We start from the raw sequence: 12,516 nt of genomic DNA, 5'->3' as shown, positions 1-12,516 counted from the left end.
ACCCGGCATTATTGGCACCCCGACTGCCGGCAATCAGCCAAGCCCGCGGCGAACGCGGGCTGCCGCTTCCAGGATCATCCACGCTGAAAGCTGGGTGGAAAGGTCGACGCCGGTTCCCGCGGGATAATGCTGTTCGGCCGGTTCCAGGGGGTGCGGTGAAAAGACGCTCCACTCTCCCCGTTTGGTCCGTCCAGCCCACAGTTCCTGTGCGGTGGAGGCCACCAACTCCGCCGCCTCTTCCCGGCGGGCCGGCGGAATGGTCGGCGACACGGCGGCCAGCGCCAGGTAGCGGCAAAGAATGCCGGTGAAAAGCCCCGCGTCTCCGGTTCCGTGCGTGATGAGTACTGAGGTTCCCGGATGGGTCAGCCCGGTCCGGACGGCTCCCACCAGGTCTGCGGCCCGGGTCAGGTTTGCCGGTCCGCCAAGCTCCAGCAGGGCACCGAGGATTGGCCCCTGGTTGTAGGTGAAGACGGCACGCTCCAAGACCGGTTCCCCTGACTGGGCTGCCTTGACTCCATCGAGGTACAGGCCGGTGCTGTTGTCCAGGAGGACGTCGTTGAGCCAGTCAACCAGCGACTGGGCGCGCTCGCGGTCACCGCTGCGCGCGAAGTGCAGGGCCGCAGGTGCCGTCGCGGGCGTGTTCTTGAAGGTGCGCCGCCGGTTCCAGTACAGCCCGCCGCCAAAGTCCCGGGTGTGCGCGGACTTCAGGGCGTCGCCGAGCGCTGACAGCATTCGCGGATGCGGCCGCACGTTCACCGCGGGGACGGCGCCGTCGCGGCCCTGGTTCCGCACAGGCCGGGCAGGAATAACGGCATCCAGCCGGCGGACAGCCAGGGCCAGCCACGCCATGTCATCAAAATACCAATTGGTGGCCCGCAGCCAGTTCCTCAGCCTAATGGTGCGCACCAATTGACTGGCCTGCCGGACGGCGTGCGGTGAACCACGCAGTGCGGCGTCCACCAAGACGTCAACGTAGTGCGCCTGCCACCAGTAATGCCAGGGCCCCGGCAGCAGGGTTCGGCTTCGTGGGCTCTTCACTGCTGCCAGGGTCGTGCCCGGAAGGCCGAACAGCGGGCGGCTGAAAGCTGCGGTGACGGAAGCAGCGGCGTCGTCGGCCCGGGCTTGGATTTCATGCAGCGGTTCCTCGGGAAGCATGCGCACCACCCTAGACCTGTCCGCGCCGTCGTTACAGCCGGGCGCCCCCAGTCGTGGCCGCGCCGGGGAACAGCGTTCGACTGCCGGCAGGGCCGGTGGAGGCCGGTAGAGATGCAGTGTGTGGCCGATCACAGTAGGCTCGGCAGTGCCGCCGCAGGGGCGGCAGCAACTTTTCGCAGGAGAATGCAGTGGATATTTCAGGGGCATCGGCACTCGTCACCGGGGGTGCCTCCGGGCTGGGGCGGGCTACTGCCCGCAGGCTGTACGACGCCGGGGCATCAGTAATCCTCGTTGACCTTCCGTCCTCCGGCGGGCTGGCTTACGCCGCCGAGCTTGGCGATAATGCCCACTTCGTTCCCGGAGATGTCACGGACGCCGGGCAGATGGCTGCAGCGGTTGAAGCTGCCATGAACGCCGGCCCGCTGCGGGTGGCAGTGAACTGTGCCGGCATCGCCACTCCCGGCAAGGTACTGGGGCGCAACGGTGTGCTGCCGCTGGAAGACTTCGCCCGGGTTATCCACGTGAACCTCATCGGAACCTTCAACGTGAGCCGGCTGGCTGCGCAGGCCATGGCGGAGACTGAACCGGTGGAAACCGGCGGAACATCCGAACGCGGCGTGATCATCAATACCGCATCTGTGGCCGCTTTCGACGGGCAGATTGGACAGCCCGCGTACGCCGCATCGAAGGGCGGTGTTGCTGCCATGACGCTGCCACTCGCCCGTGAGCTGGCCCGGCATCTGATCCGTGTGGTCACGATCGCTCCCGGGATCTTTGAAACGCCCATGATGGCGGGGCTTCCGCAGGACGCGCAGGATTCGCTGGCCAGCCAGGTGCCGCATCCCTCCCGTCTGGGACGGCCGGACGAATATGCCGCCCTGGCTGCGCATATCATCGAAAACCAGATGCTCAACGGTGAAACCATCCGGCTTGACGGCGCCATCCGGATGGGGCCGCGCTAACGTGACTTCGGATCCATCTGCTGTCCCTTTTTCGAACCTGCCCGACGCCGACTTCTACGCCTTTGAAGATCTGCTTAGCCCCCGCGAACAAGACAAGCTGGCAGAGCTTCGGGCCTTCCTTGCGGCGGAGGTCGCCCCGTATGCCGCGCAGTGGTGGCGGGATGCGTACTTCCCGGCTGAACTTCTGCCCAAGCTCGCCGCTCTGGAGCTGTCCACCCCCGTGCAACAGGGATACAGCCCCCTGTTTGCCGGACTGGTCATTGCCGAAATGACCCGGACCGACACATCCATCGCGACATTTTTCATGGTTCACCATGACCTCTTTGTTGAAGCCCTGCATGCGTTCGGCTCGCAGGACCAGAAGGACCGCCTGCTGTCCGATGCGCTGTCGCTGCGGATTACCGGAGCTTTCGCACTGACCGAACCGGAGCATGGGTCAGACGTCGCCGGAGGAATGGAAACCACAGCGGTCCGGGACGGGGATTCCTGGATTCTCAACGGCACCAAACGGTGGATCGGCAACGGGACATTCTGCGACTACATGCTGCTGTGGGCCCGCGAGCCGGACACCGGCAAGACCCGGGGGTTCCTCCTGGACGCATCACTGCAAGGCGTGCACCGCAGCAAAATCGAAAACAAGACGGCGCTTCGCACCGTGCAGAATGCCGACATCACCCTGACCGGCGTCCGCGTTGCGGAAACGGACAGGCTGGCCGGCATCGACAGTTTCGAGGACATCAAGCATCTGCTCCGCGGCTCCCGGATCATGGTGGGCTGGCAGGCTGTCGGCACCCAGCTGGCGGCCGTCGACGTCGCCCGGGCATATGCCGTGGAACGGCAGCAGTTTGGCCGTCCGCTGGCGTCCTTCCAACTTGTTACGGAGCAGCTGGTGAGGATGCTCGGCAACACGGTGGCCAGTACCGGCATGCTGGCCAGAGTGGCGGAGCTGGAAGGCGGCGGTTACCCCTCGGCGGTCGGCCGGCGTTCCGCGGACGGTATGGCTCAGGCCGCTCTCGCCAAGTCGTACGCCAGCCGCAAAATGCGCGAAACCGTCGCTTTGGGCCGCAGCATTTTGGGCGGCAACGGCATCGTGACTGACTACCGCATGGCCAAGATTTTCGCTGATGCCGAGGCCATCTACACCTACGAGGGTTCATACGAGATCAACACCCTCATTGTGGGCAGGGATATCACCGGGATTTCGGCACTGCGCTAGGTCCGCGCCCTCCGGCAGCCCTCCCGGGTCGGAGAGGGCTGCCGCGGTCTCAATTCGCAACCGGCAAGGCTCCGGACCCGATCAACGCCGGTGCCGCGCCAGGGGGTTGGCAAGGCGGCCGGAGAACTGCAGCCCGCCTGAGGGGTCGCTCAGGTCCAGCATCTGCTGGTTGTTCCGCAGCTGCAGCCGGTTCAGGCAGGACAGGACGAAATCCTCGGCGAACAGGTCATGGGCAGCGAACTCGGCAGCAAGTTCCGGATGCGCGCCCTGGTAGCGGTGCACCACCGCCGCCACTGTTTCCCAGAACTGCCGGGTTTCCAGCTGCCCGTCTTCCTCAAGCAAAGCCGCCAGGAACCGGAAGATGCAGTCGAACACGTCGGTGAAAATGGACAGGACCTTGTCCTTCTGCGGGATCTCAATCCGCACCCGTGCACAATCCTCCGGCAGCGGGGTGCGGTCGCCCATCACCACTATTTCCTCGGCAATGTCCTTCATGATGGTCCGCTGCACTGCTCCGTCGCGGAGTACCAGAATGAGGTTCTCCCCGTGGGGCATGTAGGCAAGCTCGTAGGCGTAAAAGCAGTGCAGCAGCGGCACGAGGTACGCCTGAAGATACTGTTCGAGCCAGGCCCGTGCACTGAGACCGGACCGTTCAATGAGCGCGGAAACCAGCGGCCGGCCGGTTCCGTCGGTGTGCAGCAGCGACGCCATGGTTGCCAGCTGTTCACCGCTGCGGAGCCGGGGGAGCGGACTTTCCCTCCACAGGGCCGAGAGCATCTTGCGGTACGGCGACCCCTTGGGTGCGCCAGCTTCAAAGTAGCGGTTCGTGTAACCGACGGCGGCGCTTTCCCGCAGGATGCTGAACCCGGCTGCCTGCAGGGTCTCGTCGGTGCGGACCAGACCGTCCAGCCAGTTGTTGATGGCAGGGGTTGCGAGCATGTACTCAGGGGAGAGGCCGCGCATGAAACCCATATTCACCACGGACAGGGCTGTTTTCACGTAGCAGCGGTTGATGTGGTCCCGGTTAAAGAATGTCCGGATGGACTGCTGCGCCTGATAGGCATCAGATCCGGATCCCAGGTGGATCAGATGCCCCTGCGCAATTTCCGCCGCGAATGTGACCGTCAGCTTGTTGGCCCACTGCCACGGATGCACGGGCATGTACAGATAGGCGGCGGGGCTGGCTCCGCGCTGTTCGAGCACGGTGTCGAAGCCGGCGAGGACAGCGGCACCCAGCTCGCTTTCCAGATGGGCACGGTAATCCAGTCCCGGCAGGGAGGTAAAGACGGCACGATCGCAGCGGACGGCGATCCACTCCAGATGTACCGGAGTTCCGGCTTCAGGTGCGTAGGCCAAGTAATCATCCGAACCGAATCCGAGGCGTCCATTGTTGGCGACGAAGCAGGGATGCCCCTCGGTCATGGACCGTTCCACTGCCTGGAAGTCTGCGGCCGGATCGATGCCGCTCGTTACGCCGCGGGCCAAGGAGGCGGACGACGGGGCGTCGGGTGCATTCTTGAAGGCATGCGAAGCCAGCGTGCTGCTGATTTCCTCTAAATAGACGGGAAGCATCTGCTCGTTGATTCCCAGCGTCGAAGAGAACTCCGTGATGAACACCAGGGCATCCAGCGGGGTTTCGGATCCGGCGGTAAACCGTTGAATACTGTTCGCGGGAATTGACCAGTGGTCCAGTTCGAACAGCCGGGCCGTGAAGCGGTACTCGGCTCCGCCGTCGTCGGACACCAGCCGGTATTCGGAGGTTCCCTCGAAAGGCACAACGGTGGCAGTCTTGACCTGTTCCGGAACAAGAATGCGTTCGTGGGAGAACTCCGCCAGCGCCTTGCGGATCACATGCCGGTTTGCGATTTCCCACCGGGCGGGGGTCAGATGGCCGGTCATTGCACCGTCGGCTGAAGATGTCGCTGGGGCGCCGGAAGGAGGACTGCCTGTGCCGGCACCGTCGGTAAGAATCATGGTCATGGGGTTACTCCTGAAATGGTGGCGGGAGATGACGCAGAACCGGGAGCGTCCGTCATGCCGCTGGTACGCCTGAAGTCCGCCCTGGTGCAGAAACTCAGCAGGGCGTCTTTGTCGGATAAGGAAATGATGCGGGCGGGCACGAAACCCATTCGGGCGTTCAGCGCGGCGATTTTGGTGTTGCGGACGTCCGGTTCCACGACGATCCGCTGGGTGTACTCATCTGCGAAAAGGAAATCCAGGACTGATCGGAACACAGCCGTGGTGAACCCGGCCCGGGGTTGCTCAGCAGGACCCACCAGCAGATGCATGCCGGTGTCTGAGGGCTTCACTGCGTAGTGGGCCGCCAGAGGCGAATTCTGCGGTGCGTAGGACTCGGCCAGGAACGCTGGTGTGCCGTCCTCCAAACCGAGCCAGGCATGGTGATAAGGATCGGCAGCTATGCGGGCATATTCGGTCTCCACATCGGACGGGGAAGCGTTGAGCATGCCCCAGAAACGGGCGTAGTCGCGGCTCATCCAGTCGTGCAGCAGAGGAGCATCACGGCCGGCATCCACGGGAATGATGGTGAAGTTCATGCTGGTACCCGTTCGTTGTTGGACAGCCGGGACGCCGAAACGGCGTTTGCGCTTGCCCCGCCGCGGCCAGCTGTTCTCGCCGATGCCCCGGTTGACTCGGGAGTCCAAGCGGATTCTTGTGGAACTCCAAACTCTTGGAACGCAATGGCGCGTTCCACGCGGTAGTGCTCGTGGCCCAGCATTTCGCGAATGATCACCGAATTGCGGTAGGCAGCCATGCCCAGATCTGGGCTGACGAAGCCGTGCGTGTGCAGCTCTGCATTCTGGACGAAGATCTCACCGGGCGTGGTGCCAATCCCATAATTTCGATCCACGTCGAACCGGCCAGCACTGTCGCGGCGGATGCGCCCGGGGATCCCGGTCAGGAACTCGGGCTCGCGATAGGCATAGCCGGTACCGAGGACAACGGCATCGGTTTTCAGCAGCAGAGTCCGGTCCAGCTCGTCATGGTGCAGCTCCAGGGTGTGCCCGCCCGTCTCCGGTTCATACCGGGCTCCCCGCAACTCCATGTGGGTCAGCAATCGGGTTCGGGGTTCGCCGTCCAGGCTCTGCGCGTACAAGGTGTCGTAAATGTCATTGATCAGCTCTGCATCGATGCCCTTGTACAGGTTTTTCTGGGTGGACACGAGAGTGTCCCGCGTGGATTCAGGCAGGGCATGGAAGTAGTCCACATACTCCGGTGAGGTCATCTCGAGGGTCAGCTTGGTGTACTCCAGCGGAAAGAATCGTCCGGAGCGCGTGACCCAGTTCAGCTCATACCCGTGTAAAGGCAGGTCCTGCAGAAGATCCAGGTAGATCTCTGCAGCGCTTTGGCCGCTGCCCAGCACAGTGATGCTGGGGCTGGACTGCAGCTCAGCTTTGCGGCCCAAGTAGTCGGCGTTGTGCAGCACCAGGCCGCCGGCCCCACTGATTGCACGGGCTGCGGCAGGCACGTGCGGTGAGGTTCCAGTGCCCAGGACCAAGCGGCGGCCCAATCGCACCCCTTTGCCGCCGGGACCATCGGTAAACACGAAATACACGCCGTCGTCGTACCGCACCTCCGTGACGCGCTCACCGAAGTGCACGTTCGGAAGTGCGTCGGCAACCCACTGGCAATACGCATTGAACTCCGCCCGCAGCGGGTAGAAGTTCTCCCGGATGTAGAAGCGGTAGAGCCGGCCGGTTTCCTTCAGGAAGTTCAGGAACGAGTATGGCGACGTGGGATCGGCCAGCGTCACCAAGTCCGCCATGAAGGGGACCTGAAGATGTGCGGTGTCCAGCATCATGCCCGGGTGCCAGTCGAATCCGGGCCGCTGGTCGACGAACACCAGGTCCAGTTCGTCGATGGGGTCCGCCAGCGCGGCGAGGCCCAGATTGAAGGGCCCCACACCGATGCCCACGGCGTCGTGAATGTGCTCATTGGCGGCGCCGGTTTCTTTGGGCCGGGGGCCGCTCAAGGGCGAGTGCTTCATGCGGCGGCTCCTGCGAGGTAGGCGTCTCCGACGGTGCGGATCAGCGTCAGTATTTCCCGGACATCTTCCGCAGTGGTTTCCGCGTTGAGCAGGGTGAACTTGAGATAGTGGCGGCCGGCAACTGTCGTTCCCGCGATCACTGCCTCTCCCGACGCGAAGATTTCCTTCCGGATGTGGCAGTTGAGCGCGTCGGATGTGTCGGGCTCGACGCCTGGGGGAAGATAGCGGAAAACCAGGGTGCTGAGCTGAGCGGGTGCGGCAAGGTCAAAGTGCGGATCGTCGTCGAGTATGGCGGAAACTTCGGCAGCGAGGTCGACGGCGGCGTCGAGGAGGACTCCGATGCCGTCGGCACCCATGAGCCGCAGGGTGAGCCAGAGCTTGAGTGCGTCGAACCGCCTGGTGGTCTGGAGGCTCTTGTCGACCTGGTTCGGAACCCGTTCCCGTACTGCGCTTTCCGGGTTGAGGTAATCCGCGTGCAGGGTGACGTGTCCGAGTGAAGCTGCGTTCCGGACCAGCAGGGCGCTGGACGAGACCGGCTGGAAAAAGGTCTTGTGATAATCGACGGTGACAGAATCAGCGGTGTCTATGCCCGCCAGTAGATGTCTGTGCCGCAACGAAGTGATAAGCCCTCCGCCGTAGGCGGCATCAACGTGGAGCCACGTCCCGTGCTCGCGGGCCATGGCGGCTATGTCGGCGAGCGGATCGATGCTCCCGAAGTCGGTGGTCCCGGCGGTGGCAACGATGGCCATGGGTGTTTCGCCGCTTTCTGCGCTTGCCGTAAGGGCTGCGCGAAGGGCGGCAGGATCCATCCTGCGGTGGGAATCGCAGGCAATGGGCACGACGGCGTCGTACCCCAGTCCCAGAAGCGACGCGGACTTGGAAATGCTGAAGTGGCTGGCCTCCGAGGTGAAGATGCGGAGACTGTCGAGCAGCGCCGGAAGCCGCCGTCCCTCATGCTGTGGGTCGAGTTGCAGCTTTGAAACAGCGTCATTGCGGGCGATCAACAGACCCTGCAGGTTGGAAGCGGAGCCGCCGCTGGTGAAAACACCGTCGGCGTCATCCCCGAGCCCCAGGCGTTCGGCGGTCCAAGCGATGAGGCGTCGTTCGATCAGCGTGGCACCCGCGCTTTGGTCCCAGGTGTCGAGGGAGGAATTTACGGCTGAGAGGATTGCCTCTCCGACCAGCGCCGGGATGACCACCGGGCAGTTCAAATGGGCGGCGTACTTCGTATCGTGGAAGTACACAGCATCACGCAGATAAACACCGGCCAGTTCCTGCAGTGCTGCGGCAGTGTCCGGCAGCGGCATGTCGAGGTCGATGCTGTCCACTGCCGGCATCAGCTGGGCAGGGGAGATTCCCGTGAACGGTTTGGTGATGCCCGCAACGGTCTTGACCACCAGATTCACCCCCTGCAGGACATCCGTGCGGTAGCGGCTGGTGGTGCGTGTGTTGAACAATTGGCGGGCGGCAGCCATTTTGAGATCCGCTTGTGAGGCCAGATCCGGCCGCTCTTCTGTATGGTGCAGCAAGGTCACTGCGACTCCCTTGGTTTATTTCAAATTGGTAACTCAGGTAACCCTTACTTAGGCTTACCTTTACGTCAAACTTATGTGACGTAATTGAGTCTGGCCCCGACATGCCGCGGATTCGCGCTACAATTCCGCGCGCCGCGCGGGGTGCTTTTCCGCCGGGTGGTGCAGCGAAGGGAATATCAGTAGGCTTACTAAGGAAGTTCTGCCGGTTATCCCGGTCTTGATTTTGCAGGGAACCGGCAGGCGAAAGCAGACGGAAAGGCAGAGTTGATGGACGAGCAGAGCATTCCCGATCCCGAGCTGGGCACCGACCCCGCATTGGCCGATGACATGGCCGACGTCGTGACTCCGGACGAAGTTGCCGAAATTCCATTGGAGGACCTGACGGACGCAGATGACCTGAGCAACGCCGATGAGCTGATCGACCCCGAAGACCTGAGCTATCCCGGCGCCGCTGAGGACAATCCTGACCGCTGGCAGGAAGACCCGCTGGTGAATGAAGAGCCCCTGCTCAACGAACCCGGGGTCCTCTCGGACCAGACCCTGAGGAATGAAACCGCCGAAGAGCGCTTTGAAGACGGTGACTCCCAGATTCCTCCGGAGGTTCCGACCATCGGAGAAGCGGCAAACGACGTCGACTTCGACGATCCCGTCTCCGCAGACGAAGAAGACGGCAGCGACGACCCGGCACACCTCGGCGGAGATCCGCTTGCTGATTTCAATCCGGAGGAGCGCGAGCTGTAACAGCCGGCGGTCGGCGACGACGACACTGTCCTGGTCCTGAATGGTTCGGGGGTGCCGCGTATCGGGCGGCTGCCGCATCGGGTGCAGATGCGGCAGCTCTGGACGCACTGGTCGATTATGGGGAAGCGCATCTTGTGCGGCCCATGATCCCTCTGCTGGGTTTGCGCATGCGGAGGCCGCAGATGCCTCCAGGAGAACAGGGGTCGGCAAGGGCGGGCGTTCGGCCGGCAAGATCGCGGTGACCGTCTAACCTGTTTTCATGCCTTCCTTCCGCGCCCAACTGAACATCACCGGCCTAAAACCCGGCACTCCGCCGGAAGCCGTCATGGAAGCTGCTGTTGCCGCTCTGGCCGCCAGCCACCATGTTGAAGCCAATCAGCTCGATATCGTGAGCGGCATACCCCGTATCACCCTGCGCTTCATGGTTCCGGACAATGAATGGTCCCTCGAAAACTCTCAGGCGAAACGGGCTGCCGCCAACATGCGCCATGCGGTGGAAGGCGTCGCGGATGCGGAACGCCTGCGCGTCCTTCGGCGTCAGCGGGGACGATGGGTCTCGCTCTAAAAGAGCAGCACCAAGCGCCCCCTGACGCCGCCCGCTTCGAGCCTGCGGTGTGCCTCGGCGGCGTCGTTGGCGGGCAGGCGGTCGGCAACCCGGAGGGTAAGGATGCCGTCCTCCACGAGACGCCGCAGGGCATCCAGCTTTTGCCCGGAATGGTATTCATCCCGAACCGCGATGGGATGCACGGTGATGCCGCGCCCTGGATCCTCCTGCCACCATCGGAATGTCGCGAAGCCGCCGCCGTCCTTCACTGCTGGGACAGCCTTTTCGTTCATGACGGCGGCATCGGCTACGGCATCGACTCCGTCGGGGAAGAATTCTCTGATGTGCTCTGCGGCATCGTCGCCCCGGCTCACCATGTAGTCCGGTCCCAGACCGGCTACCAGCGCCCGGTCTTTTTCAGCGGCATCGGCCACCACCACCAGGCCCGCTTGCTTTGCCAACTGCACCAAATAACCACCCAAAGTTCCTGCCGCACCCGTCACCGCAAGTGACTGTCCTGGCTGCAGATTGAGCTTTTCCAGGGTTTGCACCGCAGTCAGCCCATTCATGGGAAGAGTAGAAGCATCAGCGAAGTCAGTACCCTCGGGAATATGCGCCAGAGAATCGGCGGGCGCCACCAGATACTCCGTGTAGGCTCCGCGATGCACGCCCAGGGGCAGGGCCATGGTCATGACCGCGTCACCAACCTGCCAGCCGCGGGCGTCATTCGCCTCGTCGATAATTCCAGCGGCGTCCATTCCGGGAATGGCAGGGACCTCGACATGGCCCTTCCCCTGCAGGCCCGAGCGAAGCACGGTATCCGTCGGGTTCACTGCTGCCGCCTTCACACGGATCCGCACTTCTCCGGGTCCGGCATGCGGTTCCGGAACGTCCATCACGGCCATGGCCTCCGGGCCGCCGAACTTTTCCACACCTATGATCTTCATGTCCGGCGGCAACCATAGCCGTTGCCGGAGTATTCCACGGGGCAGCTATTCCCACTGATCATCGGACGGCTATGCCGGCCGGAGCCGGGCATCACCGGACGGCTATGCCTGCTCGAGCCGGGCATCACCGGACGCTGCGGCTATGGCACTACTGGGCATCTGGGGGTTGCCTGACGCTTGGATGCGTCGTTCATTTCTCCGTCTTTCGTGGTCCACCTGATGTCTCCGGGATCCTGCGGACACCAGCACCAAGAAGGCCGCTGCCGCGGCGGCTGCACCGATCACTGTCGATTCCGGTGCACCGGCCAGCCGTTCGCCGGCCACGCATGCCAAGGCCCACACGGCGGCCAACGCGACGGACAGGTGCCCCCGGTCAGTCATGCAGACGATGTTGATTCCCACGGTCACCGAGACGAGCGCTATGACCGCCCAGGCGTCCGCGCCCCATCCACCCAGATCCGCGTCTGAACGGGTCAGGAGGAAGGCCAACGAGGTCGTCAGCGAAAAGACTCCAGTCACAAGGAACATCCCGAGCGGAACGTCGGCGGTGAATCCCTCAGCCCGCGTAGCAGCGGGACTGACATTGCTGCGGTGCAGCCAGTAAAGGCCCAGTGCGGTTTGCACGGCACCCACAGTCAACATTGCCGCTGCTGCTCCGGATTGTGCGGCAACCAGCCAGCAGAGTGCCATGATTTCGCTTGCCAGAACCAGCCAGCCGACCCAGTCCTGCCGTGGGCTTTCGCGCTGCTGCGGAAGCCACTGGTACAGCGCATACGCCAGCCATCCGGCGGCGATTGGCAGCCACAGCCACCACATCATGGCTGCGGGTGCAATCAAAGATCCTGCTGACCCAAGAACCGCTTGCGGATCCAGCGCTGCCAATCCTGTTCCGGTATCCCTGGTGGCGATCATGTAGACCGTGCAGGCCACAACCACCGCGGTTGCTGCGGAAACGGCCGTCCTGCGGATGAGTCCAATCGGCACGCTTGCGGGAACCACGCGCCTTGGCCCTGGAGCGTCCGGCCTGCCGGCCACCTTCCTGTCCGCACTGGTGCCTGGTCCGCCGTCAGCGCTGGCGCCGGGCCCACCGTCAGTACTGGCACCGGGCCCGCTGTCCGCACTTCTGCCTGGAGCATCCGGGTCCCGCGATGATGTATCCGGTGTTGTGATTCCGGCAGGTTTCCCCTGCCGCAGCGGCGCTGAGGCCGAGTGAGACTGCACCTCAGGAGCGGACAGAGAAGCGCGAACCGGGGATGGGCCGCCCAACCGCGAAGCCGGCTTCGACAGCGACGGGGATGCTGTCTTGGACGACGAGGCCGTCGATGAGGGCGGGTTGGGCCGATATTCTGGAGCCGAAGGCTTCACAACACGTTTCCGAACCGAATCGACCCGGGACGTCTGCCGCGGTGG

11 protein-coding genes are annotated in these 12,516 nt (G+C 63.6%); 4 read left to right on the top strand and 7 right to left on the bottom strand.

Annotation, left to right across the window (positions count from 1 at the left end; genetic code table 11):
- Positions 1-33: 33 nt before the first annotated feature.
- Positions 34-1,155, bottom strand: a complete 1,122-nt coding sequence (locus tag AAE021_RS14140) for a glycoside hydrolase family 76 protein (RefSeq protein ID WP_342022960.1) — start codon at positions 1,153-1,155, stop codon at positions 34-36.
- A 188-nt stretch (positions 1,156-1,343) separates the two neighbouring features.
- Here AAE021_RS14140 and AAE021_RS14135 point away from each other — a divergent pair, with 188 nt between their 5' ends.
- Both AAE021_RS14135 and AAE021_RS14130 read left to right on the top strand, forming a co-directional pair.
- On the top strand, positions 1,344-2,117 hold the full coding sequence (locus AAE021_RS14135; protein WP_342022959.1) for a 3-hydroxyacyl-CoA dehydrogenase: 774 nt from the start codon (positions 1,344-1,346) through the stop codon (positions 2,115-2,117).
- A 1-nt stretch (position 2,118) separates the two neighbouring features.
- Positions 2,119-3,333 carry an acyl-CoA dehydrogenase family protein gene (locus AAE021_RS14130; protein WP_342022958.1) on the top strand — a complete coding sequence of 405 codons (1,215 nt, stop codon included), beginning with the start codon at positions 2,119-2,121 and terminating at the stop codon, positions 3,331-3,333.
- Positions 3,334-3,414: 81 nt separating this feature from the next.
- Here the strand turns inward: AAE021_RS14130 and AAE021_RS14125 are convergent, their stop codons facing one another.
- The 4 genes from AAE021_RS14125 to AAE021_RS14110 are packed head-to-tail and all read right to left on the bottom strand — an operon-like array spanning position 3,415 to position 8,814.
- Positions 3,415-5,307 (bottom strand): IucA/IucC family protein, encoded by a 1,893-nt coding sequence (locus AAE021_RS14125; RefSeq protein WP_425362484.1) that lies wholly within the window; start codon positions 5,305-5,307, stop codon positions 3,415-3,417.
- Between the two features lie 2 nt (positions 5,308-5,309).
- On the bottom strand, positions 5,310-5,888 hold the full coding sequence (locus AAE021_RS14120; RefSeq protein WP_342022957.1) for a GNAT family N-acetyltransferase: 579 nt from the start codon (positions 5,886-5,888) through the stop codon (positions 5,310-5,312).
- The gene (locus AAE021_RS14115) at positions 5,885-7,339 is read right to left on the bottom strand and encodes a lysine N(6)-hydroxylase/L-ornithine N(5)-oxygenase family protein (RefSeq protein WP_342022956.1); all 1,455 of its coding nucleotides are present in this window, start codon (positions 7,337-7,339) and stop codon (positions 5,885-5,887) included. Before AAE021_RS14115 ends, AAE021_RS14120 begins: the two co-directional genes overlap by 4 nt.
- Positions 7,336-8,814 (bottom strand): aspartate aminotransferase family protein, encoded by a 1,479-nt coding sequence (locus AAE021_RS14110; protein WP_342025422.1) that lies wholly within the window; start codon positions 8,812-8,814, stop codon positions 7,336-7,338. Before AAE021_RS14110 ends, AAE021_RS14115 begins: the two co-directional genes overlap by 4 nt.
- Before the next feature lie 327 nt (positions 8,815-9,141).
- Here AAE021_RS14110 and AAE021_RS14105 point away from each other — a divergent pair, with 327 nt between their 5' ends.
- Together AAE021_RS14105 and AAE021_RS14100 are read left to right on the top strand one after the other, a co-directional pair.
- The gene (locus AAE021_RS14105; RefSeq protein ID WP_342022955.1) at positions 9,142-9,615 is read left to right on the top strand and encodes a hypothetical protein; all 474 of its coding nucleotides are present in this window, start codon (positions 9,142-9,144) and stop codon (positions 9,613-9,615) included.
- A 259-nt stretch (positions 9,616-9,874) separates the two neighbouring features.
- Positions 9,875-10,180: a hypothetical protein gene (locus AAE021_RS14100; RefSeq protein WP_342022954.1), complete on the top strand. Its 306-nt coding sequence runs from the start codon at positions 9,875-9,877 to the stop codon at positions 10,178-10,180.
- Here the strand turns inward: AAE021_RS14100 and AAE021_RS14095 are convergent.
- Positions 10,177-11,106: an NADP-dependent oxidoreductase gene (locus tag AAE021_RS14095; protein ID WP_342022953.1), complete on the bottom strand. Its 930-nt coding sequence runs from the start codon at positions 11,104-11,106 to the stop codon at positions 10,177-10,179. The genes AAE021_RS14100 and AAE021_RS14095 overlap by 4 nt on opposite strands.
- A gap of 102 nt (positions 11,107-11,208) precedes the next feature.
- The gene (locus AAE021_RS14090; protein ID WP_342022952.1) at positions 11,209-12,105 is read right to left on the bottom strand and encodes a hypothetical protein; all 897 of its coding nucleotides are present in this window, start codon (positions 12,103-12,105) and stop codon (positions 11,209-11,211) included.
- Between the last annotated feature and the right edge of the window lie 411 nt (positions 12,106-12,516).

The organism is Arthrobacter citreus (assembly GCF_038405225.1).
GTDB classification, from domain to species: Bacteria; Actinomycetota; Actinomycetes; order Actinomycetales; family Micrococcaceae; genus Arthrobacter_B; species Arthrobacter_B citreus_A.
The sequence above is the reverse complement of the archived record's forward strand: the minus strand, read 5'-3'. Positions and strand labels throughout refer to the sequence as shown.